Below are 24,552 nucleotides of genomic sequence, written 5' to 3'. Positions count from 1 at the left end.
AGCCTATCATTAGATAATTTGGAATCAGTGGTTTAGCACTTAGCACTTAAGATCAGGGCTCAAACTTAAACTAGCGCTCAAACTTAAATTGTCACTTAAAAGAATCAGTGCTTAAAAATTCAGTACTTAAAGCAGTTATCAGGGCACAAATACATAGATTCAACGCACCTACCCCTACTTTATCATAATATATTCTCATTACGCTTTAAAATGCTATGCCATCAGTATTATAATTGCCGTCGCTATCAGCTACTTTATTGAAAAAAAACACTTATCATTATTTTATTGGGATACTTATGACAGGCTCACTGTTTATTATTACCGCGGCCTCTGGTACGGGTAAGACCTCTTTGGTCAAGCAGCTACTTGCGACCACTAATGACTTGACTGTCAGCATCTCTCATACCACTCGTGCGCCTCGTCCAGGTGAGATCGATGGTCATCACTATCATTTTATCGACAAAGATGTGTTCATTACCGCTATTGGCGAAGGCAAGTTCTTAGAACATGCTGAGGTGTTTGGTAACTACTATGGTACTGCAGAGGCCAGCGTGCGTGCGCAACTAGAAGCGGGTATTGATGTAATATTGGAGATTGATTGGCAAGGGGCGCTACAAGTTAAAAAAATATTTACCGATGCCACTATGATTTTTATCTTACCGCCTAGCCTCTCAACTCTGCGCCAGCGCCTATCTGGTCGTGCTCAAGACAGTGCGGAGGTGATCGAGCAGCGGCTTGCCGGCGCCGTTACTGAGATGGCGCAATATGTACATTTTGACTTCGTGATTATTAATGATAACTTTGAGGTGGCACTGACTGAGCTTAAAGCCATAATCGTCGCTGATAGGCAGACGCTTAACCGTCAGCAGCGCCATCATCGCCGTATCATCAACGCTTTGTTGACTAATGAAAGTGAAGAATAGCTTTCAAGTAATGCTCAAACACTAATAGTTTAAGTGACTATATTTTAAGTGATAATAGCGACTTTAAGGCTTTGGCAATCAAGTATAAAAGCTATGACGCGACTGGCGAAAAAATGCTATAATAGCCAGTTATTTCCCCTATATCTTTCTATATTTCTGCTCCTATACATTAGCGGGCGACCTATTGGCATATTATTTATAGTATTAATTTATAATATCGATACCACCTGCTAATCATAAATCACTGAGGTAATTAACTATGGCACGTGTCACAATTGAAGATTGCTTAGAGAATGTAGACAACCGTTTTGAGCTGGTACTTGTCGCTAGCAAACGCGCTCGCCAACTAGCAAAAGGTATTGCTGAGCCACTTGTTGAAGTCGATAACGACAAACCAACAGTTTTAGCCTTGCGCGAAATTGCAGACGGCAAAATTACTCGCGATATCTTAAACCAACCTGAGCATAGTTTTGCGACTAGCTCATTGGACTTAGCGTTATCAGGAGATCATAGCTTCTAAATAATAGTTGCTAAAAAACAGCTGCTAAGATAGGTTTCTGTAAGCTGACATAGCTACCGATGCACTCGAATAGCGCTAGAGAACCACAGTATTAAGCTGTGGTTTTTGTGATTTAAAAAACTGTTTTTTGCTATTTACAGAGTGAATGCGCTTAGTGGTTGACATTGCAGGTAATTTGCGATTAATTAGAGTGTGGAAAGCAAAAACGTTTTAGAGTCTATTTTATTCATTTTTGGCTTGTTTTTTAACGAAACAATAGCCGCTAAATCCATTGCCAAGCTATAGGCGCCCACCGATAGGCGCTCAGTCATAGGACACTCCTGTATGAGCCAAACTCTTCCCAAGCTCAGTCATCGTTTAGTGGACGAGGCTCAATATAATTTGCTGCGCTCGGTTGGGTATTTGAGTAGTGACGATCGCCGTGACATTATCGATGCTTGTGAGTTTGGTGATATCGCTCATATCAAGGACAAACGCAAATCAGGTGAGCCTTATATTACCCACCCTATTGCTGTTGCTGAGATTTTGGCGGGTTTTCGTTTAGACAGAGATACGATTATTGCCGCGATTTTGCACGATACGGTCGAAGACACCGAAGTGACTGGTGAGCAGATTGAGCAGCGTTATGGCAAAGTGGTCGCTAGATTGGTTGATGGTGTCACTAAACTTAAATCCTCAAAATATAATAAACAGCAAAATAAAGCGGCGACCTTTCATAAGATTCTGACCGCCACTTTATTAGATCCGCGCGTCTTAATTATCAAGCTATCAGATCGTCTGCACAACATGTCAACGCTGGATGCGGTCAGCTCTGAAAAGCAGCGCGCCACCGCGCAAGAAACTTTAGATTTTTACGTGCCTTTTGCCCGCTTGATGGGCATCAATGATATTGCTGATTATATTGAGGTGCTCTGCTACCGCAATCTTAATTCAGTGATGTATAACAAGCTGTCTGATAAATTATTGCAGCACGGCCTTGGCCGTAATTTTCAAAAAGAAGCCATCCACCGCTATTTGGTTGTGGTATTAAATAATTTAGAATTAAACGGTCACGTCAAGATCTTAGATAACCGCGTTGCGATGTACCGTCAATTCTTTCGTAACCGCGGTGAGATTAATGCCTTATTGCGTCACTACTCCTTTGAGATTGTCCTTGATACGGTAGAGGCCTGTGACAAGCTGGCTTATTATCTCATCAAAAAATATCAAATCGAAGATGCGCATATTCAGGACAACATTCGCCGCCCACTACCCGGTGGCAATCAATCTTTGACCTTACTTTATGAGCGTGACAATGACTGTATCAAAGTAGTCATCATGACCAAAAAGATGCAGCATGCAGCGCGTCTAGGCGTAATCGGCGCTGAGCACGCCTCTGATGTCAGTCAATCGGTGATTCAAGCCTCACTACGTAATATGAAAGAGCTGGTCGATGAAGAAACCTTAAATGAGAATGACCCTGACTTTACCGCTGCAGTATCTACTATCAACGAGTTGATGGACTACCTGCATTCTAGTAAGATCCTCTGCTATAGCCCGCAAGGCCGAGCTTATGAGCTGCCACAAGGCGCAACCGCGCTTGACTTTGCTTATGCCGTCGGCCCCATGGTCGGTAATGTCGCCGTCGGCGCTAATATCGACAATGAAAAAGCCAAACTCGGTACGGTAGTCAAAAACGGACAGTTAGTCGAGATCGAAATCGATAGCGACTCTGAGCCCAAAGCGGAGTGGCTTGGCTTTGTGGTAACCAACAAAGCCCGTGAACAGATTCTACGCTGGTTTAAAGACTTAACCACGAGTGAAAAACAGCGTCATGGCCAACAAGCGCTAGATCGCGCGCTAAAAACGTATAATAAAAGCTTAGCTGACTTGCACGACTCTGAGTGGGATAACCTACTTGAGTGGCGTGGTCTCAATGATAAAAACACCCTGTTTGAGCAAATAAGCTCTGGCACCTTACTGCCGCAGCTCGTCGTTTCGCGCTTATTCAGTGATGAGATGACAAGTTTGCAAGCGGTGGACAATGAAGCTTCGCAGCCGCAACAACTGATCGTCAATACTGCTGGTGTTGAGCTTAATTTTGCCAATTGCTGTCACCCTATTTATGGCGACCCTATCGTTGGCCACTTATCACGACATGGGTTAGTGGCCCATCGACATAAGTGTTTTTCGCTCGATGATATTCGTAAGGACAATCCTTACCAAATCATCCAGCTACGGTGGCGCGACGATAAAGCGGTTAAACAAAACGAATCTGATGATGTCAGTAATAAAATACGTTTTCCAGCTTATCTCAAGCTCTCCATCTCGCTAAGCGATGAGCAAATCAGCGAAGTGGTGTATCATTTACGCCAGTTAAATATCGGTGTAGAGACTATCGATGTACGCCATAGCGATACTATCGTCCATGTGGTCGTTCGTAGCCGTGTGCACTTAGCCCAAGGTATACGTGAGCTCAGATCGCTATTAGGCTTCCCTAATATTATGCGTCTGTATCAACTATAAAAAATTTATCCCAAATAACTACACCCCTATTGACTTACTATAAGGAATAATCATGAGCCGTCAAACTATCCAAACCGATAAAGCCCCAGCCGCTGTTGGCACTTACTCACAAGCGGTAAAGGTTGGTAATACTGTCTATATCTCAGGACAGCTTGGTTTTGACCCGGATACGATGGAGCTAAAAGAAGGCTTTGAAGCGCAAGCTAAGCAAGTCTTTGAGAATATTAAAGCGATTTGTGAAGCTGCTGGTGGTACTATCAATGATGTGGTCAAATTCAACGTCTCCTTGACCGATTTGAACGACTTTGCAGCGCTGAACGAAGTATTCGTTGCGAATCTAAGCGAGCCGTACCCTGCCCGCGCCGCGGTACAAGTCGCCGCTCTACCTAAAGGCGGCGTGGTTGAGATTGAATCGATTATGCATATAGAATAGCTGATATCATTAAGGCTGAAATTATCAAGGCTAAAGTCATAAAGCCAAAGTCAGTCCTATAAAGTTAAAAAAGCTGAAGCCCAAAGTGCGGTTATCGATAACGGCAATTTGGGCTTGCTTGTTTCTGCTGCTTATATTACGTACAAATAAAATTAGTGCCTCATCTATTAGTATTCTTCACTCAACTTTTAGCAATCAATCCCTGTAATTCAAGTATTAATAAGGCTGCGAGCGTCATTTATGTTAGTTCAAGTTGCTCTACCCGTTCCCCTTTATCGGGTGTTCGACTATAGCGTACCTACAGACTTTTCATTACCTAAGATAGGTAGCCGTGTCGAAGTTTCTTTCGGTAGGCAAACTCTAATCGGTATCGTCATCGCTCAGATTGTGCAAGCGGATAGCGATGTTCCGGCGAGCAAGCTCAAAGCTATTAATCAATGCCTAGATGATGAACCTATCGTCGATAGCGCCATGCTTAGCCTCGCGTACTGGCTCGCGCGTTATTACCATTATCCTTTAGGCGATGCACTCGCCGTCATGTTGCCAAGCTTAGTGCGACAAGGTAAGCCGCTCGACTTACTGATTACCCATTGGCGCATTTTGCCGCACGTCACTGATGATGACTTTCATGCCAATGCAAAGAAGCAAAAACAGCAGTTCGACATGCTCAAATTACATGGCGAGCGCGGGGCGAGTGAAGATGTGCTGCTATTAGAAGGGATGCAGCGTAGCTTTTTGAAGACGCTAGAAGATAAAGGCTTAATTGAGCGCTACATAGAGCACAAATCAGCGCCAAAGCCAGTCAGCCTAGCGAAGATGCCGCTTGATCTAAGCACAGAGCAACAGCTTGCGGTTAAGACTATTACTGCCGCTCATAGCGCAGAGCAGTATCAAGGTATTTTGCTAAACGGTATTACCGGTAGTGGTAAGACAGAAGTCTATCTACAAGCGATGCAAGCGGTGCTAGAAGCTGGTAAACAAGTACTCATACTCGTGCCAGAGATTGGCTTAACGCCGCAGACGCGAGCGCGCTTTGCCAGTCGCTTTGCCGCGCAAATTGTTCTGCTACATTCAGGTATGACCAATACTTATCGGCTGCAAGGTTGGCAAGATTGCCGCACCGGTCACGCACAAATCATCATCGGTACGCGCTCAGCTGTGCTGTATCCTTTTGCCAATTTAGGACTCATCATCGTTGATGAAGCGCATGATGGCTCCTATAAACAACAAGATACGCTGCGCTATCATGCCGCAGATGTGGCGCTATACCGCGGCCTTCAATATAAGATTCCTGTAGTGCTCGGAACCGCGACCCCAACGCTTGAACATCTAAAACTCGTGGCAGATGGCAAACTGATAGAGTCTCAGCTAACGTCTCGCCCTGGCAGTGCCAAACCTGCAACTATGCAGCTTATCGATGCTCGTTTACAAACCACGCATCAACAAACTGAAGACGATGGTACAAACTATGATACTGGTCTGACTCATGATCTGATCAATGCTATTCGACAAACGCTCGAAGCTGGCGATCAAGTCTTAATATTTCTCAACCGACGCGGCTACGCGCCCGTATTACTGTGCGCCGCTTGTGGCTGGCAAGCAGACTGTCCACGCTGCGACGCGCACTTGACGGTGCATTACAGTCGCCAAAACCACAGCAGCTCTTATTTAAAATGTCATCATTGCGATTGGCAGGCTTATATCCCAAGCAGCTGTCCTGATTGCGCAAGCCAAAACTTAGATACCAAAGGGATGGGGACGACAAGACTTAGCGAAAACTTACATGCGCTGTTTGCTAATCCGCAAACCAGTAAAATACAATATCCAATCATTCAAATCGATCGTGATACCACTCGGCGTAAGGACAGCTGGGAGAATATCTATCAGCGTATTAACGAAGGTAAGCCGGCGATTCTAGTCGGCACGCAAATGGTCGCTAAAGGTCATCACTTTCCCAATGTCACGCTCGTGTGCTTGCCTAATGCCGATAGAGGCTTTTTGTCCGCGGATTTTCGCTCGCCTGAGCATACCGCGCAGCTGATGATTCAAGTCGCGGGCCGAGCCGGCCGCGGCGATAAGGCCGGCCGTGTATTAATTCAAACGCTACAACCTGATAACCCGCTGCTGCTTAAGCTGGTCAAGGACGGCTATTACTCCTTTGCGCAGTCGCTATTGCAAGAGCGCAAAATGATGGGCTTACCTCCCTTTAGTCATGCCGCTTTAATTCGCTGTGAAGGCAAGACGTTAGCGGCGACCACGCAAGCGCTAAAAGACGCCGTGGCTCATTTACCCACTGGGCACAAGCTTGCAGTACTCGGCCCTATCGATGCGCCGATGAGTAAAAAGAACAGCCGTTATCATTCGCAATTGCTGCTGTTAGCCAAAGAGCGCGCGCAGCTGCATCATATTCTCAAGCTCTGGTGGCAGCCTGTGCTGGCTTTGCCTAGTACTAAATATCTCAAGCTGACCTTAGATATTGATCCTGTCGGTTGGTGATTTTTTAATACGTTTATGGTGTCTTGTCTACTTTATCTTCTCTATACCTCTTCGTTTTCTCTATACAAGGTTTAGCCGTTACGGCAGCGTTACAGCTTCTTATTGCCAGTTATGCTAAATTCTAAGCTATCGATTTCCCATCCACTGCTTTGAGTGTGAGAAGACTAATGAGTACCGACCATTCAAACCCTAAACATAAGCCTTATACTGATAATAGTGCTAACCGTAAGGCTCATAACAAGGCTGAACATTATCTCTACAACGATGAAGACCAGCATGATCATGACGAGCATCTAGAGCAGACTACCGCGCCGCGAGATACCAAAGGCTATCAGCGCACGCTATTGATTAGTTTTATTATCATTACCGGTTATATGATTATCGAAGCTGTTGGCGGTTTGCTGACGGGAAGCTTAGCGTTATTATCTGATGCCGGTCATATGCTCAGCGACGCGGTAGCATTAGGCGCGACCTTGCTGGCCTTTAAAATCGGTGAAAAAGCAGCGACTCATCAAAAGACTTTTGGTTATAAGCGTTTTGAGATCTTAGTTGCTGGTGTCAATGGCGCAACCTTAGTGATTATTGCGCTGATGATTTTTTGGGAAGCCATCAAACGCTTTAACTCGCCGCCAGATATCGCTACTCAAGGCATGCTGATCGTCGCTACTATCGGTATGCTCGTTAATATCCTAGTGGCTTGGCTAATGCACCGCAGTAAGAGTGGCGGCAGTCATGCAGGCCATGATCATAACTCAGTCGCTGAGAGCAAATCAGGCACCAAAAAACCAACCAACCTCAACATGCAAAGCGCCTATCTACATGTCTTAAGTGATTTGATGGGCTCAGTGGCCGCAATTATCGCCGCGCTACTGATGATAGGCTTTGGATGGTTATGGGCGGATGCGCTCGCTTCGGTCATTGTTGCTGTTTTGATATTGGTCAGCGGTTATCGAGTGGTGCGTGATTCGGTACATATTTTAATGGAAGGCACACCAAAAGGTATCTCATTAGAAGCGGTTGAACAGCGCTTGCTCGATCATGAACAGGTCGAGAGAATTCATGATTTGCATATTTGGAGTATTACTAGCGGCCTGAATGCTTTATCTTGCCATGTGGTGGTCGATGGTGAGATGAGCATCACTGAGTCTAGTGTGCTGATTAGCGAGCTTGAACAGCGCTTGCAGGACTTAGGAATTAGTCATGCGACTATTCAGGTCGAGAGCCTATCGCATCCTCCGACTATGGCTCACAGTGACGCGCTTGTCTGTGATATCTCCGAGCGTGCACTGAGTGATACTGGACATATTGGCCATAATCATTAACTAAAAATTTCGGACAAAAGATTGAGTGGGCAAAGTTTATTTAACTATCTTAATGAGCTTAACAAGGTAGCGGTAAATAATCCTTATCAACCAAATGACAGTGATTAACCAAATAACTAAGCCAGATACCAACAACAGCATTCTTATTCCAATGTCTAAGCCCCCATTCATTACTCGCGGCAAATAAACGGGCCCCATATTCGACGCCATGATGAGCCAAAACCCAAAAACTAATGCTAGTATAGATATCAGTATGGTACGGACAATATTCATGATGATTTTGCTAGCGATGGCTAACCCAGAGTAGCGTTTTCTATGTTTAGATAAAGCGTTTTTATGGGACATGGCGTTTCAAGTTCCACAAGAGCTATTTTAAAATATCAATCATTATAAAGGTTTAAATTTAGAACTAAATTAAACGTATAGCCGTTTATGTGGTTATAATAATGATAATTTTATCTATAATGAGCGGCTTTTTGCTATTATTTAGTAGTGATCGCAGCTTTATCAATTTTCAATAATGAGCTATTGCCATGTCTAGACGCTCAGCACCTTTTGTTGCTCCCGACTACATCGATGATCCTGTCTCAAAAGACGGCAAAAAGTACGCCAAAGTACTGCTATCAACGTTACAAGAAGATATTGCCAGCTTTCGTAATGAGCAGTTTCCGCCTGATGTTCTACGGCAAATTCGTGATATGCCTATCTTTGAGGGTAACCTTAATGAAGTGCAAGCTTATCAGCAGCGCTGGCAAAGTTTATTGGAGCGCGCCAAGGAGTTTTATCCTGCCGCAGATATGCCCCCTGATCATTTGCCACTACCTGCCAGCCTTGAGATTCCGCAGTTTATTTTTAACGTGCAGCGCTTACATCTGACCAAAACCCGCGCCAAAGAATCTAAAAGCTTTGGCTCAGTCAGTGCCTTGATTGATAAATGCGGCGATTATACTGCGCAAGAGGTTGAGCGTATGACTGCCGTATTCGAGGCAGATGATGAAGCTAGGTTAGTTGCCCATCGAGAGTTTATCGATCTACGAGCCTACGTGTTCTGTCGCGATAACAAAGGTGAGATGCTAGAGCCTGAACGCGTTCGTTTTTATCGTACCGGTCTAATTGTCCATGCGTTGCCTGATTTCAAGATCGTGGATAGTCGGCAGACACCGCGTAAACGCCGCAATGACGCTTATAGCAACCCGATCGCGGACAACTCAGTATGGAAAATTTATCGAAAAAAATAAGTCGCCTTTTTGCTATTTTATTTAACCATGTTGGTACGCTTGATACTGATTGCTAAGGATTTACTATGTTCGCAGCCGCCGCCGGCTCTCCAAACTTAATGCTACAAGCGACTATTTTTTTGGGAGCAGCGCTGCTGTTTGTACCGCTTGGTAAACGTTTCGGTATCGCTACCGTTTTAGGCTATCTGATTACCGGCTTGATATTAGGCCCAAGCGCGTTAGATGTCGCAGGCGATGCTGAGAGCTTGTTGCATTTTTCTGAGTTTGGCGTAGTGATGCTACTGTTCATCATCGGTCTTGAATTGCAGCCTTCTCGTCTATGGGCACTGCGCCGCTCAATCTTTGTGCTAGGCGGTCTGCAGGTCGGTCTGACCGGTATAGTGTTAATGGCGATTTTATATCAGTTTTTCTCATTACAACTTGATACAGCCTTCATTGTCGGCTTTGGTTTAGCGCTCTCCTCTACCGCGTTTGTGCTACAAATTTTGACCGAAAAGCAGCAACTCTCCAGTACGCATGGCCGCGAAGCTTTTACTATTTTACTGTTCCAAGATATCGCGGTTATTCCGCTACTCGCTGTCATTCCTTTCTTATCCGGGGTGCGTGAACAAAGCTATGATTTGATTTATTTTGGTAAGGTTTTTGCCGTCTTTGCCGGTTTGATTTTTTCTAGCCGTTATATCGTTAGACCTTTCTTCAAGTTCGTGGCGTCTAGCGGCGCAACTGAGCTGCTAACGGCTGTAGCGTTATTTATCGTCATGGGCGTCTCTATCTTAATGGAGCAGATCGGACTATCAATGGCGTTAGGCGCGTTTTTGACCGGTGTGCTATTGGCGGACTCAGAGTACCGTCACGAATTAGAAGCCAGTATCGAGCCCTTTAAAGGATTGCTGTTAGGTCTGTTCTTTATGTCGGTGGGTATGCTGACTGATGTTAAGCTTATCCTTGCCAAACCTGTCTTTATCGTTGGCTGTGCTCTAGCGTTGATGGTCATCAAGTTCGGCGTAGTAGCGGCTATTGCAAAAATCTCAGGTAATCGCTGGCCGACGAGCATCCGGCTTGGGGTGACCTTAGCGCAAGGTGGTGAGTTTGCCTTTGTATTATTCAGTGTGGCAAGCGCGCAAAACGTCTTGCGGCCAGAGCTGGCTAACACACTTAATTTGGTAGTGACTATCTCCATGGCGCTAACGCCGCTCGCGTTTTTATTACTCGAAAAAGCAGGCGAACCTTTATTCGCTAAGAGTAAACCTAGGCGAGAATACGACACCATTCCTGATCATGAACATCAAGTCATTATCGCCGGTTTTGGCCGTATTGGACAGATTATTGGCCGAGTACTGCGTATGCATAATATTGAATTTACTGCCATTGAACGCTCAGCGAATCGAGTGGACTTTGTACGTAAATTCGGTAACCAAGTCTATTATGGCGACCCCAAAAACCCCGAGATTCTACGCGCTGCTGGTATTAATAAAGCAAGGTTATTTATTCTAGCTATCGATGATTTAGAGCGCTCTATCACGACTGCTGAGTATTTACGCAAGAATTATCCAGATTTGATTGTTTTAGCGCGAGCGCGGGATAGGCAGCACTATTACCGTTTGCGTGAGGTTGGGGTTCGTCATATTTGGCGCGAGACTTATTTATCTTCTTTAGATATGTCACGTGAGTCATTGCAGTTATTGGGCATCTCTCCTGAAAAAGCGCGCGAAACCGTACAGACTTTCCGCGATTACGATGATGATTTAATTGAACGCCAGCAAGCCATCTATGACGACGAAGCGAGTATGATTGAATCGGCGCAATCAGCGATGGCAGAGCTTGAAAGTCTCTTCGATGAGGATATCGGTAAGGCACGCACAATGGATCTAAGCGAGTTTTACGAGGAGCTTAAAGGCCAAGCCACACCGATTGATAAGGATCAAGAATCCCTACCCCATTCAAAAAATTAATGATTAATCAGCAACACAATAGGCAGGTGCTTGTTTTTCGTTTAACGAGCTCGTACAGCGCCAATTCTCCTCGTTTGGCAAATGATAAAACACTAGTGTCTGTCCATTCAAATAGCGCAGCGGAAACCTCACGTTTTGAATAGTGCCCGTCACTGCGCAATCGGTTTTTGGTACGCTTGGCGTTTGCGTAGCAATGGTCACTTGTATTTTTGGATTGCTAGTGGCTATCGGCAGCTCAGTAGGACAACGCCCCGTTTGCTGATAAGCTAGCGCCACCTGATTTTGTGCAGTTTTAGTGACATCATAAGCATCAAACAAAACTTCATTTTCTTTTGGCTTAGCGATAATGGGCAAAAACTGCACCTTAATAACCGTCAAGGCAAAGGCAAAAATAGCAAAGCCCAGTCCTAAACCGAATAGGCTAACGCCACCTTCACGCCGTAGCATCGCTTTTTGCGCCGCTTCATCACGCGGATACTTATCTAAAGCATCGGCGATCTCACGCCTTGCCATCCGGTAATAATAAGCATCCGTCCAGCGCGCCACCATAAACGACCAATAAAACCAAATTATAGCCGCTATCGCAACTCTTACTGGCATCTGATAAGCGTCCGGAATAAAAGACATCGCCGCAAACTCAAAAAACACCAAAACGATCGTAATCGTCAGCTGAATAAAGGACCAACCCGCGACGCTATAGACGATCGCATCCATATAACGCTTGCGATAGAGCAACCAAGGAAAGGTAATAAAAAATGCTGCCCAGTGCCATTTAGGGGATAAATAACCTTGCTCATCAAACTGAGCAAAACGCTTGAGATAATAGTCTTGGGTACGATGACCAATGAACCATTGATCCAGCTGCTTACGCCGAGCAGCAGTTAGCTTTTCTTGATAAAAGGGTGGCGGCGAATCCGTCTCGATAAATAACATAGCATGGGCCCTATTGTTTTTTGGAGCATTGGGGCTTTTTTAAAATAATTAAAGGTAGTCTTAAAAAGCACCTTCAGAACAAACATACTTAGCACATCATGTGCAGGTTGAGCTAACTAGAATTATCCTTAGGTATTATAGAATATTGCTAAGTTGCATGCATCTACTAGTCAAATGGTAGTCGGTTTTGAGGTCTGCACTTTGGAGCCGTGCAAGCCCTATTGACACTGCAACAGACCCTTTGGCCCGTATTTGGTCTCCTGCTAGCTATATTTCACTTAAAAACCCTATAGATTTAACTTATAATACTTGTCTACTTATTACTTTATAAAGTCTTAGTCATCTTATGAGTCCACAATCTTCCTCCGATAACCCTATTGATACTCCAGTTGCTAGCCCAGTAGATATTTCATTAGAGAGTACTAGCGATAACCTTTCTAAAACCGTTAACACTGCATCTATAACTGACGACTTAGAGGCCAATAACGATAAGCATATTCGTATCGTTAACACTTTTATGAAGCGCCGCACACATATGAATAAAAATGCGGAGCAAGCGTTAACCGATCCTAGATTTGCAGAGTATCTAGTCAATAACAGCTTTGGCGATGGCAATCTTGACGGCATTGATGATCTACGCGTCTTATTCAAGGATAGTCCAAACGGTAGCGCTGCGCCGCTTACGGTAGAGATAGGTTTTGGCCTCGGCGATTCACTGATTGAAATGGCAATAGCCGACCCGACTCGTAACTTCATCGGTGTTGAAGTGCATGAGCCTGGTATCGGTAAATGCGCTTATATGGCAGGCACACAAAACTTGACTAATATCAAGATTATCAACGGCGACGCCATAAAGCTACTCAAACAGCTTCCTGAGAATCATATCGATCGCATTCAGCTCTATTTCCCCGATCCTTGGCGCAAAAAACGTCATTTTAAGCGCCGCTTTGTCAGTGCCGAGCGTATGGCGATTGTCACTCGCACCTTAAAGCTTGGTGGCTGGTTTCATACGGCGACCGACTGGGAGCATTATGCTTTTTGGATGCTTGAGGTACTCGATAACTTTACAGGACTTAGCAATCAAGCCGGCAAAGGCAACTTTACTCCTCGTCCTGACTTTCGGCCAATGACCAAGTTTGAGCGCCGCGGTATCGACCGTGATCATGGCGTATGGGATTTAATTTATACTAAAGACTAGCTGTCATCAGACTCTTTAAATTTATCATTTCGACTCCTATTTGAATACCCATAGCGACTGTTACCAACAGTCGCTTTTTTGCATTTTAGGCTACTCTATCGAAGGCTTAAGGCAAGATAGCTAAGAGCATTAGGATCTTTATTAAAAAATAGCTTAAATATAATAAATCCTAAATAAAAGAGTACGACTGTGATAGCGTGCCACTAGTACAAATTTTCCTTGCGTGCTGTATTCACAGAGGCTGCGCAAAATTCATCCTAGTGACACTGTATTTATTTTATAGTGGATCGATTATATAGTGCTGACTACATGTGAAACCTTGCACTTAGAGGAATCTAAGCCCTGTATAACGGAAAGTCGTTGCCTACTTTCATCGCAACTTCATAGCCGCTGCTTATTTTAAAATCTGCGCAAACATTGATAGTATAAGGGGTTACAGAGTTCTCCCCAGAAGCTGTGGATAACCCTGTGGATAACTAAGGGCTTGACAAGGATTTGACTCGATAGCTTAACGCTTTAGGTAAAATTGGTTACTTTTTATACAATTTATTTTGTCAAATAAATCAATGTCTTAAGATGTATTTAAAACAATAAAAATTTATTTCTAATTATTTTAAAATAAATTCAACAGCTTTCTATGTTTCACAGCGAGCAAAAATTTATTTTCTTTTTGCTGTGGACAACTGTATTTGCTATTGACAAATCTGTAGTTTTTCAAACTAAATAAGTTACGTTATCTGAACTTAAAATAAGCTAAACGAGCGATAGCAAAAACCTATAAAATTCTGAAAGTTATGCGACATCTATTGTCGCTTAGAGTGCGACAAACTCATTATTTGCCTTGGATTTTGTTATAATTACCTTATCTAATAAACGAACAAAAAGCTTATCCTTATAGGTCTCTTAGTTTTCAACTCTATCATTTGTTTAGCAATTTTAATAAAACTTTCATTAGCGGTTAGTCAACTAGGCGGCTAACCTACTGACAGTAACTCTCTAAACTTAATTTTACTGCTAAGCCTATTTTTTTTACTGTATAGTAAAGATAGATATCTAAATCATAGCCTTAACCGTTTCAACTATTTTAGGCTCATAAAAGCTATCCCTACTCATTTAGCAACTCCTATATCTTAAAACATACTTGTAAATCATTCATTACTGAAAGGAGTCCATTATGGACGACAACAAAGCTAAAGCACTCAAAGCGGCACTAGGACAAATCGAAAAGCAATTTGGTAAAAACACTATCATGCATCTCGGTGACGACTCCGTTGCTATGGATGTTGATGTGGTCTCGACAGGCTCTCTAGGCTTAGACATTGCTCTCGGAATCGGGGGCCTACCTAAAGGACGTATTATTGAGATCTACGGCCCTGAGAGCTCAGGTAAAACCACCATGACGCTACAAACGATCGCCCAATGCCAGAAGCAAGGCGGTACTTGTGCCTTTATCGATGCTGAGCATGCGCTTGATCCAGTTTATGCGCGTAAGCTAGGCATTAATACTGATGATTTGCTAATCTCGCAGCCTGATAATGGTGAGCAGGCACTTGAGATTACCGATATGTTAGTACGTTCAGGCGCTGTCGATATGATCGTTATTGACTCGGTCGCGGCTCTCACACCGCGTGCAGAGATTGAGGGTGAAATGGGCGACTCGCATATGGGTCTACAGGCACGCCTGATGAGTCAAGCGCTACGTAAGATTACTGGTAATGCTAAGCGCTCTAACTGTATGGTGGTGTTTATTAACCAGATCCGTATGAAAATTGGCGTCATGTTTGGTAGTCCAGAGACCACTACGGGCGGTAATGCACTGAAGTTTTATTCTTCTGTACGGATGGATATTCGCCGTATCGGTGCGGTCAAAAACGGTGATGACATCATCGGTAACCAAACTCGTGTTAAAGTCATCAAAAACAAAATGGCGCCGCCGTTTCGTCAAGCAGAGTTTGAGATTACTTATGGCGAAGGCACTAACCACTTAGCCGAAGTCATCGATCTTGGCGTTGAGATTGGCGCAGTAGGTAAAGCGGGCTCTTGGTATAGCTACGGCGATGAAAAGATTGGTCAAGGTAAAGCCAATTCTGTGATCTACTTAAAAGAAAATCCTGCTATCGCAGAAGAGATCGAAGCCAAGATTCGTGCCGAAAAGTTAGGGTCAGGGACTGACGAGCAACTCGGAGCTAATAATAAAGATATAGACGCCGGTCAGGACTTGGAAGCAACGCCCATGCAGTAATGGCTTAAGCGCAAAAAGCTACATGCTATTGAATATCTTATAGGTTAAAAATGCAGATTAAAACATTAGCCGAAATACTAGCCGAATCGGAGTCCGATTCGGCTAGCTCTGCTGCTAGCAGCAAACCAAAACGTCATAATAACAATAAAAGCTCAACTACCAGAAAAACCGAACTATTTAACCGCAGAAAAACAAAAAAAACACAGCGCACTAAGCTACAAAGCTCAGAGCCTTTTTCTGAGAGTAAGAGTAATATTGCGTCAATAGAGGACATTGATGCAGAGCTCTACGCTGATGACTTATCAAATACCCAACCTTTAACTCAGCCTTTATCAAAACATTCTAAGGCAAAATCTACAAAGCGTAAAAAGCGTAAAAAACGCTTTCATGCTGCGGCTACTTTTGTTGCTGAGCCTAGTGATACTCCAGTTTATGTGGCACCCGAAACTCAGACTATCCAGCAAATGTTAGCTGAGGTTAAAGGTAGTATTCATAAAGAGGGTTCGCAAGCTAATAATGAACACTCTAGCGATGCTAGCAAAAGTAACAATTATGTAGAAGACTTAACCACTAGCGACATTGACAACCTACCCTCAGCGCTCAAAGCCTACCTGCGCACCCCTGAACAAAAGCAAGCCGAGCTCGATGCTATCAAAGCTGAGAGCCGTTTGCGCTGGCTGGCTTTTTATTATTTGTCACGCCGAGAATACGGCAAAGCAGAGCTCAAACAAAAGCTAATCGATAAAGAACAAGATCCCGATAGCATAGATAAGCTACTCGATGAGTTTAGCGACAAAGGCTATCAAAGTGACTATCGCACTACGCTTATGCTCATTCGCGAAAATATCCGTAAAGGCCGCGGACGCCAGCGTATCAAGCAAGAGTTTTATAAAAAGAAAATAGCCATGCCGAGTAATATTGATGAGCTCATCGATATGGCAAATAGCGAATCTGAAGAGTTTCGCGAGTTCGTTGATAATGATGACAGCTTAGTTGAAGGTGTTGATTGGCTCAAATTAGCGGTAGAAGCTCGTACTAGAAAGTATGGCGACACTGTACCAGTGCAGCAAAAAGAAAAGGCTAAACAGCTAAGATTTTTGCAATATCGCGGTTTTAAAACGGATATCTGCTTTCAAGCACTCAACTATACCCTAGACACGCTAGACGAGCGCTTTTAGGGTGATATAAGTGGCAGACTCATATTGAATCATTACTTGAGCAGCTAAATCACTTTTAAATTCAAAAGGAGCCTCTACGGGTAGGGACTCCTTTTTTCGACGCTGTTTTTCAATCTTATGTAGCTTGATGACGTCTTATTTAAGAATGCTTATTTGAGAGTACCTACTTAAGAGTACCTAAGCGACTCGATAGTTGACCAATAATTTGATCGATTTCTTGATTCGCTTCTCTTTCATTATCCAAATTACCATTCGGTGTTAGCTGATTCATCACCTCAGGCAATAGCTCTGCCAATCCTTGTCGGACTTCGCTATCATTGGCTCCTGTTTGTGCCGCTACCTGCTGAATTTCATTTTCATCGAATAGACGGTTGATCTCATTAGGATCTAGATTATCATTTGGCTCGTTAGTACTCATCCAAGAGCGCGCTTGTGCCTCATGTCCCATACCAGTAATTTTTGATAGGGCGCCACTTAAGCCACCATTACGCTGTATCCAGCTCAGCACCATCGGCATCAGCGCTGCTATGAGCATGCCTTTACCACCGAAGCCGCCGCGGCTACGCTGACCACCGCCCAACACACTGCCTAAGATATCGCCAAGTCCACCTGAGCCAGAACTCATACCACCGCGCTGCGCCCCGCCTGTTAGACCACCTAATAGGTCATCTAGACCAAGACCATTATCTGCTTGACGACCATATTGCTGCGGATTATAGCCATCTCTGCTATTGGCCCCTGCCGAGCCGCCTAGTACACTACCCAATATATCGCCTAGACCGCCAGTACGGCGCGGGCTAGTGCGCTGATTGACCGGATTACGCTGCGCATCGTTTGGATCCATAGCACTACGCGCAACCTGCGAGACCAAACTCCCTAGTAAACTCATAACACTCTCCTTTTATAATCATTTTATAATCATCGAAACCTTTAATCAGTAGACCTTATGATAAATAAGTCTTAGCTGATTAAGCTTCTATGTTGATTAAGACTGCCAATATTTGGCTTACGATCAATATAACAAATCCCTTTCTATAGCTAGAAGGGTATTTTGTTATGGCTTGTATCGTCTAGTGTTTATAGAGCCGGTATTTGCTTAAAGCAGTTTGGCGCTTTAATCGTCTTTAGTAGCGCAATCGACACTGCTAGCTAAAATACACAGTTGTCGCCACTGTTCAGCGCTCACTTGATCGCGAAATATCGTCACCGTAAAGGAGCGCTGATAAGGCTCAGTTATAACAAGTGTTAAATGTATTAACCATGAAAACTGATGAGCTGTAGACAGCTTAGCTTGCCATAGCTCATCAGCGCGCCCCGTACGCATCAATAGCTGCCAACCTAAATCGACGCGCTTACTAACCAGAGGCTGACTGAGATGCATTAAGATAGGAGTGGATAAGGCTAAATAACTACTGACAGCAGCCGCTACCAGCAGAATTAGTACATACTGCCAAAGCCACAGCTTCGCTAGCCAAGCTAATAGAATAATAATAGCCGCCAAACTGCCATACAATAAGGTACGCAGATAGCTGGTAGGCTGAATAGGAGTATCAATCCGTAGCGATAGGCGTGACATGGACATCTAATTATCCAGTACGTTGAGTCCAGTACGTTGAGTAAAGCGGCAAGTTGTTTGCACCTATAAGGGTGTAAATGTATGCCTGCTACACTAAGTCCTTGCTATGACGCCAGGTCTTAATTTTATTCACTAACTCCCAAACCGCAGCGTCATCCGGCTGACTTTGATTGGTAAAATAATCTAGTAAATCAGGATCTTCATAAGTGAGCAACTCAGCAAAGGTGGCTTGCTCAGCAGCATCAGCCGTTAGATAAAGCTCTTTGACATAAGGATCAATATAAAAATCTAGCTCTTTGAGACCGCGACGGGCTTGATAGATAATACGGCGCTGCTCAGTGGTGGGCTCTGGTTGGGTAGTCATAGATAACTCTTTAGTCGTTAACAAGTGGTTGTTGCTGAAGCGGTTGTTAAGTATGTAATGCGTGTTTGATTTAAAATGAGCTGAGTTTATATTGGTGTCACACGAAATATTAAGCATCACTCACTTAAGCTAGTAAGCTATTATAGCCTGTAAGCTGCTGCCAAAGTGCTACGGCTTGCTGCATCATCGCTACATTATGAGTACGAATGATACCCGCGCCTTGTTGTAGCGCAAATAAACCCGCAGCAGTACTCACCATATCACGTTCGATAGCGGGTGAGTTTTGCACTGCTTCAATATTACTATGGTTGAGGACTTCTGCCAAAAAGCGCTTGCGTGAAATGCCAAACATCAGCGGCAGCTCTAAGCTTTGTAATTTTGCTAGTTGAGTCAACAACGCACAATGATGTTCGTAATTTTTGGCAAAACCAAACCCTGGATCAAGGATAATATTAGCACGTTTGACGCCAAGACTAGTCACTTCCTCTACCCGCGCTGCTAGCTCTGTCATAACCTCGCTCACGACATCATCGTATTGCGCCAAGCTGGTCATCGTAGTCGGTTCACCGCGCATATGCATCAGCATCACTGGTAGCTGCAACTTTGCGGCCATGGCAGCAGCACCCTCACGTTTTAGAGCGCGTACATCATTCCAAATATCTGCGCCAGCGGCGAATGCTGCTTCTATTACTTGTGGACTGCTAGTATCAATCGACAGCCATACCTCATCACCACAGTGTGCGCGAATGGCTTTGACTACAGGTACGACACGTTCAACCTCTGTACTGGTCGCTACCGTTTCAGCGTTCGGACGCGTAGATTCACCTCCGATATCTATAATAGCCGCGCCAGCTGCTATCATCTCTATCGCATGATTTAGGGCGCTGTCTATAGCATTAAACTGGCCCCCATCAGAAAACGAATCTGGGGTCACATTCAAAATACCCATAATCTGCGGCTTCGACAAGTCTAAAGTTTTATCATGTACGCTGATACTATAAGCAGGTAAAGGCTGAAACAATGGCATAATCAATCCCATATAGATAAAAATTTACAGATAAAGCATCATTAATTTTTAGCTTATCATATCAGTAAAATAGCGCTAAACCTAAAATCTCTTAACGCGTTTGGCTGCTAACACTAAGCCTAGACATTTTCTTAAGGGTATCAGATCACTATTCAATAAAAGCTCAAAATTTTAACCAAAAAAAGCCCTTTATAAAAAAGGGCTTTTCATAATTAATTAGTATTCATCAAAGGCATTATCGACGCTACATCGCTGGTAGAGGTGGCGGAATAGTACCTTCAGGCTTGCCTCTATCCTTCGATAAATTAACTTCGTTATGCTGATAAATCTTCGGTGGACGTGGATCTTCACCGGCTAAGATATCTTGCAACTGATCGCGGTCAATCGTTTCCCACTTCATAAGCGCGTCTACCATCGCATGCATCTTATCTTGGTTAGCCTCAATCAGTTCGCGAGCGATATCATATTGTTCTTCTAGCATCCGGCGTACTTCGTCATCAACCTTTTGCTGCGTGGCTTCAGAAATCGTCCGACCACCGCCGCCGAAGTAACCTTGCGAGCTATCATCATCTTCGTAGACCATGATACCTAGCGCATCTGACATACCATACTTAGTCACCATCGCTCGTGCCATCTTAGTCGCACGTTCGAAGTCGTTAGAAGCGCCAGTCGACATCTGATCGATAAACACTTCTTCTGCGATACGGCCACCGAATAAGATAGCGATATCATTGAGCATTTTTGACTTATACATACTCGTCTGATCATGCTCAGGCAACTGCCAAGTGACCCCTAGAGCGAAACCGCGCGGCATAATCGTTACCTTATGCACCGGATCGGTACCCGGTAGTAATTCAGCGACTAAGGCATGGCCTGACTCATGATAAGCCGTGGCACGGCGTTCTTCTTCACGGATTACCATCGATTTGCGTTCAGGACCCATATATAGCTTATCTTTAGCGTCTTCAAAGTCATTCATATCGACGCTACGCTTATTGCGGCGCGCGGCAAATAGTGCGGCCTCGTTGACAAGATTAGCCAGCTGAGCACCGGTGAAGCCAGGTGTACCACGAGCCAAAGCACGCGCATCCACACTAATAGTATTTGGTAGTTTTTTGAGATGCACTTTTAGGATTTGCTCACGGCCTTTGATATCTGGTAAGCCAACTTGCACCTGACGGTCAAAACGGCCGGGACGCAATAGCGCTTTATCTAGCACATCAGCACGGTTAGTCGCGGCGATAACAATCACCCCTTCATTACCTTCAAAGCCATCCATCTCAACGAGCAATTGGTTAAGGGTCTGCTCGCGTTCATCATTACCGCCGCCCATACCTGAGCCACGGTGACGACCGACCGCATCGATCTCATCAATGAAGATAATACAAGGCGCACTTTTCTTTGCTTGCTCAAACATATCACGAACACGCGAAGCACCGACACCAACGAACATCTCAACGAAATCAGAACCTGAGATTGAGAAGAACGGTACTTTAGCTTCACCAGCGATAGCTCGGGCTAGCAAGGTTTTACCAGTACCTGGAGGACCGACCATCAAGATACCACGAGGAATAGTCGCACCAAGCTTAGTGAACTTATCAGGGTCCCGTAAAAACTCGACCACTTCTACCACTTCTTCTTTCGCTTCTTCACAGCCAGCGACGTCGGTGAAATTAACCTTAATCTGATCTTCACTCAGCATTTTCGCTTTTGACTTACCAAAGCTCATAGGGCCGCCGCCTTTACCGCCAGCGCCACCTTGCATATTGCGCATGAAGAATAAGAAGAGACCTATGATCAACAGAATTGGGAAACTGGCAATCAGTAGCTGCATCAGTATGCTTTGGCGTTTTGGTGCTGTGCCTTCAACTTCGACCTGATTTTCACGTAGCATTGGCATTAACTGCTCATCAGCCACGGCAGGTCTAATAGTCTCAAACGTTGAGCCATTTTTCTTCTCACCAGTGATTTGTTCACCGTCGATCTCAACGCTAGCTACTTGATTTTCTGACACTGCGGTCACAAACTCAGAGTAGTTAAGGTTATCCGGCTCAGATGATTGATCAAAGCCGCTAAACACTAGCACTAGAACGCCGATTACCACCAGCCACAATAAGGTATTTTTTACCATGTCGCTCACAAGCTTTCCCATCCCTACTTATTGGTGTGTCAACTCGACACGTGACGCCTTCAAAGCGTTAACCCATTATTTATTTCAGTCTTTATGTTGACTATATATAGTATATGGTGACTAAACGCCACGATTAAAAGATAAAAACCAATATAAATAAACAGTTATTCTTAGACGACTTCATTTTAATGATTGCTTAAAACAAAGCTAATATACCACGATATATGGTTTTAATCGGTACAATTCAACCACTAGATATCATTTTTCAGTTAACTATTGTAGCAAGCCTAGCCGCGCTTTAACCCTATTAAAAACTATCTAATCGCTATCCAAAACATCTCTTTTGAGCGTGGTCTGGAAGCGGCGGGTTTAATACTGCGAACCTTACTAAAGTCACTTTGCATTTGCTGCCTGAGCTCTTGTGTGCCCTCGCCTTGGAATACTTTCATAATTAGCGCGCCGCCTTTGGGTAGCGTCGCCAATGCAAAATCTACTGCAAGCTCGCACAGATACATCATACGTGGCTGATCAACAGCGCTGTTACCAGCGGTATTGGGAGCCATATCAGACAAGACTACATCAACTTGGCTATCGCCGACTTTCGCCATGATAGCGTCAAAAACCTCAGCTTCGCGAAAATCACCTTGAACAAAGGTGACATCAGCTAAAGCATCCATCGGTAAAATGTCAGAAGCTATCAACGTACCAGTGTCGCCTACCAGTCTGCTTGCTACCTGCGACCAGCTACCAGGAGCACTGCCCAAATCAACTACGGTCATACCTTTAGTAATAATTTGAGTTTTCTCATTAATCTCTAGCAGTTTGTAAGCTGCGCGGGCACGATAGCCCTCTTTTTGCGCTTGCTTCACATAATGGTCATCGAGATGCTCTTTCATCCAAGCACGGCTACTTTTTGAGAGTTTTTTATTTTCGATACGGGTAGCCAAGATGCTTGCTCCTATACTGACAACGATGACCTAATGACAACAAGCTGTTTAAAAACCAGTTTTAGCATCGTTTTCTTTTATTGATTCAATCTTATGAAATATAGCTTATTAAAGTTAACATTATAATGCTGTTTTGTTTGCTAGCTATATCAACCGAAGCCACGCGTCTCTATATTGCAGCAACACCCTCAGTTTAACATTTCCCTCACTTAAAATCGTCCAAAATCCTGACGAATTCAAGCAAGATAGACTTATATTGCTTATAATACCCATTAAATTTTTTGATGATATTGTCTGTAGTGTCTCAGGATGCTCTGTCGCTGATACAGGCACTAAAACTCATTTACATCGATATAAGGAATGTTATGCAACTTGATAATGAAACAATCAAACGTCTAAAGAGCATTGGCCACGAGCTCAAGCCTATCGTCATGATCGGTAATAAAGGCATCACCCCTGCTATTAGCGAAGAGATCGATAGAGCTTTAACCGATCACGAGTTGATTAAGGTGAAACTGCCAGCAGGTAGTAAGCATGAGCGTGATATTGTTAGCACCGAGATTGCGACTACAGCGAATGCGAATGTTATTCACACTATCGGCCGTATGGCGCTGTTATTGCGCCAAAACCCAAACGCCAATCCTAAGCTGTCAAACTTGGCACGTCATGCTAATTAACCGATAGCCACTACTGACTTTATAGTAGAAGGTTAGCTTATAATAAAAGCCGCAGCTTATAGACTTGCGGCTTTTGTCATTTTTACTCTTCTACTTTTGCCATCTTTTTACTGACCGCTTAGCCAGTTTTAAGCGTTTAACCTATTAACTGTAAGGCAATCCCTAACATGAATCAGACTTTTATCCTTAAGCTTGCAAGCGATAGTTTGATAAGCGATGCTCAAAAAATCGGCGTGCCCGCTACGCGGTTACAGCAAATTGCAGTTAAGGTGACAGCTAGCATTGCAGATTTGGCTAATACTGATAGTGATGATTTAAACGCAAAGACTAGCGCAGTCAATACCAGCTTAAATCTCAGCTATGAGATTAAGCTACCTTCTATACCTTTACTTGAGCAGCTGCAGTGGCCACTGTGGAGTAAAGATAAGGTTGGCTTTGAAGATTACTTATGGGAGCAAACTTGCCTAGAATGCTTTATAACCAATAACCCGGCAAGCTATGTTGAGATCAACGCCAGTCCAGACGGTCAGTACGCTGTCTATCAGTTTACAGACTACCGTACCCCTGCTACGCTGCCACCCACTCCTTTATTAATAAAAGATAGCCAAGGTCCTGTTCGTATTCAATGGCACGATACCGCATTGACAAGTAGCGATATCTTAACCAAACAGCGCCGAGTCTCAATCTCATTAGATAAGCTGCCCTACCCTATATTAAACCCCGACTCTACTGCCTTGATACATCCTTGCGTCATTCTTTATTTTAATGAGATTCCGCTTTATTTTGCACCCTATCATGCCTCTCCAGCTGATTTTCATCAGCGTAAGCATTGGTCAATGCTGCAGTTTGGTAAACAGTTATGGAGTAGCAAAACTAAAAAGTAGCATCCC

General features: G+C 44.1%; 21 protein-coding genes. 13 read left to right on the top strand and 8 right to left on the bottom strand.

All coding sequences use genetic code 11. The features are described 5' to 3' along the window. The first annotated feature begins 296 nt into the window (after positions 1-296). Together gmk and rpoZ are read left to right on the top strand one after the other, a co-directional pair. Complete coding sequence (gene gmk / locus ACS8FD_RS02420; RefSeq protein WP_439274285.1) at positions 297-923, top strand: guanylate kinase; 627 nt, start codon at positions 297-299, stop codon at positions 921-923. Positions 924-1,182: 259 nt separating this feature from the next. After that, positions 1,183-1,443, top strand: coding sequence for a DNA-directed RNA polymerase subunit omega (rpoZ, locus tag ACS8FD_RS02415; protein ID WP_025644612.1), 261 nt, complete (start codon positions 1,183-1,185; stop codon positions 1,441-1,443). A 185-nt stretch (positions 1,444-1,628) separates the two neighbouring features. On the opposite strand, the gene ACS8FD_RS02410 is transcribed toward rpoZ, so the two are convergent. Continuing rightward, a complete protein-coding gene (locus ACS8FD_RS02410; protein WP_439274284.1) occupies positions 1,629-1,754 on the bottom strand; it encodes a hypothetical protein in 126 nt (41 codons plus the stop codon). A 13-nt stretch (positions 1,755-1,767) separates the two neighbouring features. Here ACS8FD_RS02410 and ACS8FD_RS02405 point away from each other — a divergent pair, with 13 nt between their 5' ends. From ACS8FD_RS02405 to ACS8FD_RS02380, 6 genes are all read left to right on the top strand, one after another. After that, on the top strand, positions 1,768-3,948 hold the full coding sequence (locus tag ACS8FD_RS02405) for a RelA/SpoT family protein (RefSeq protein ID WP_439274283.1): 2,181 nt from the start codon (positions 1,768-1,770) through the stop codon (positions 3,946-3,948). Positions 3,949-4,000: 52 nt separating this feature from the next. Continuing rightward, positions 4,001-4,381, top strand: a complete 381-nt coding sequence (locus ACS8FD_RS02400) for a RidA family protein (RefSeq protein WP_439274282.1) — start codon at positions 4,001-4,003, stop codon at positions 4,379-4,381. A gap of 240 nt (positions 4,382-4,621) precedes the next feature. Further along, a complete protein-coding gene (locus ACS8FD_RS02395) occupies positions 4,622-6,877 on the top strand; it encodes a primosomal protein N' (RefSeq protein ID WP_439274281.1) in 2,256 nt (751 codons plus the stop codon). A gap of 167 nt (positions 6,878-7,044) precedes the next feature. Then, positions 7,045-8,199 carry a cation diffusion facilitator family transporter gene (locus tag ACS8FD_RS02390; protein ID WP_439274280.1) on the top strand — a complete coding sequence of 385 codons (1,155 nt, stop codon included), beginning with the start codon at positions 7,045-7,047 and terminating at the stop codon, positions 8,197-8,199. A gap of 533 nt (positions 8,200-8,732) precedes the next feature. After that, positions 8,733-9,437, top strand: a complete 705-nt coding sequence (locus tag ACS8FD_RS02385; RefSeq protein ID WP_439274279.1) for a hypothetical protein — start codon at positions 8,733-8,735, stop codon at positions 9,435-9,437. Between the two features lie 65 nt (positions 9,438-9,502). After that, entirely contained in the window at positions 9,503-11,389 is a 1,887-nt protein-coding gene (locus ACS8FD_RS02380; protein WP_439274278.1) for a monovalent cation:proton antiporter-2 (CPA2) family protein, read from the top strand. A gap of 3 nt (positions 11,390-11,392) precedes the next feature. Here the strand turns inward: ACS8FD_RS02380 and ACS8FD_RS02375 are convergent, their stop codons facing one another. Next, positions 11,393-12,322: a DUF2628 domain-containing protein gene (locus tag ACS8FD_RS02375; protein WP_439274277.1), complete on the bottom strand. Its 930-nt coding sequence runs from the start codon at positions 12,320-12,322 to the stop codon at positions 11,393-11,395. Positions 12,323-12,668: 346 nt separating this feature from the next. Between ACS8FD_RS02375 and trmB the strand changes: the two genes are divergently transcribed. The 3 genes from trmB to ACS8FD_RS02360 all read left to right on the top strand — a co-directional run bounded on the left by trmB (position 12,669) and on the right by ACS8FD_RS02360 (position 16,940). Beyond that, the gene (trmB, locus tag ACS8FD_RS02370) at positions 12,669-13,520 is read left to right on the top strand and encodes a tRNA (guanosine(46)-N7)-methyltransferase TrmB (protein ID WP_439274276.1); all 852 of its coding nucleotides are present in this window, start codon (positions 12,669-12,671) and stop codon (positions 13,518-13,520) included. Positions 13,521-14,694: 1,174 nt separating this feature from the next. Then, positions 14,695-15,762 carry a recombinase RecA gene (gene recA, locus ACS8FD_RS02365; RefSeq protein WP_439274275.1) on the top strand — a complete coding sequence of 356 codons (1,068 nt, stop codon included), beginning with the start codon at positions 14,695-14,697 and terminating at the stop codon, positions 15,760-15,762. A 50-nt stretch (positions 15,763-15,812) separates the two neighbouring features. Next, positions 15,813-16,940, top strand: a complete 1,128-nt coding sequence (locus ACS8FD_RS02360) for a regulatory protein RecX (RefSeq protein ID WP_439274274.1) — start codon at positions 15,813-15,815, stop codon at positions 16,938-16,940. Between the two features lie 163 nt (positions 16,941-17,103). On the opposite strand, the gene ACS8FD_RS02355 is transcribed toward ACS8FD_RS02360, so the two are convergent. The 6 genes from ACS8FD_RS02355 to ACS8FD_RS02330 form a co-directional block, all read right to left on the bottom strand. After that, complete coding sequence (locus ACS8FD_RS02355; protein WP_439274273.1) at positions 17,104-17,829, bottom strand: YidB family protein; 726 nt, start codon at positions 17,827-17,829, stop codon at positions 17,104-17,106. 225 nt (positions 17,830-18,054) lie between these two features. After that, the gene (locus ACS8FD_RS02350; RefSeq protein ID WP_439274272.1) at positions 18,055-18,522 is read right to left on the bottom strand and encodes a hypothetical protein; all 468 of its coding nucleotides are present in this window, start codon (positions 18,520-18,522) and stop codon (positions 18,055-18,057) included. 82 nt (positions 18,523-18,604) lie between these two features. Further along, on the bottom strand, positions 18,605-18,880 hold the full coding sequence (locus ACS8FD_RS02345; RefSeq protein ID WP_439274271.1) for an FAD assembly factor SdhE: 276 nt from the start codon (positions 18,878-18,880) through the stop codon (positions 18,605-18,607). Between the two features lie 124 nt (positions 18,881-19,004). Beyond that, positions 19,005-19,907: a dihydropteroate synthase gene (folP, locus tag ACS8FD_RS02340; RefSeq protein ID WP_439274270.1), complete on the bottom strand. Its 903-nt coding sequence runs from the start codon at positions 19,905-19,907 to the stop codon at positions 19,005-19,007. A gap of 244 nt (positions 19,908-20,151) precedes the next feature. Next, positions 20,152-22,047, bottom strand: coding sequence for an ATP-dependent zinc metalloprotease FtsH (ftsH, locus tag ACS8FD_RS02335; RefSeq protein WP_439274269.1), 1,896 nt, complete (start codon positions 22,045-22,047; stop codon positions 20,152-20,154). 305 nt (positions 22,048-22,352) lie between these two features. Beyond that, a complete protein-coding gene (locus ACS8FD_RS02330; RefSeq protein WP_439274268.1) occupies positions 22,353-22,985 on the bottom strand; it encodes an RlmE family RNA methyltransferase in 633 nt (210 codons plus the stop codon). A gap of 365 nt (positions 22,986-23,350) precedes the next feature. Between ACS8FD_RS02330 and ACS8FD_RS02325 the strand changes: the two genes are divergently transcribed. Both ACS8FD_RS02325 and ACS8FD_RS02320 read left to right on the top strand, forming a co-directional pair. Next, on the top strand, positions 23,351-23,662 hold the full coding sequence (locus tag ACS8FD_RS02325) for a YhbY family RNA-binding protein (RefSeq protein WP_439241588.1): 312 nt from the start codon (positions 23,351-23,353) through the stop codon (positions 23,660-23,662). A gap of 167 nt (positions 23,663-23,829) precedes the next feature. Then, positions 23,830-24,546 carry a DOMON domain-containing protein gene (locus ACS8FD_RS02320; RefSeq protein ID WP_439274267.1) on the top strand — a complete coding sequence of 239 codons (717 nt, stop codon included), beginning with the start codon at positions 23,830-23,832 and terminating at the stop codon, positions 24,544-24,546. The last annotated feature ends 6 nt before the right edge of the window (positions 24,547-24,552 follow it).

It is taken from the genome of Psychrobacter sp. 1U2, assembly GCF_051847575.1.
This window is presented reverse-complemented; position numbering and strand designations above follow the sequence as displayed.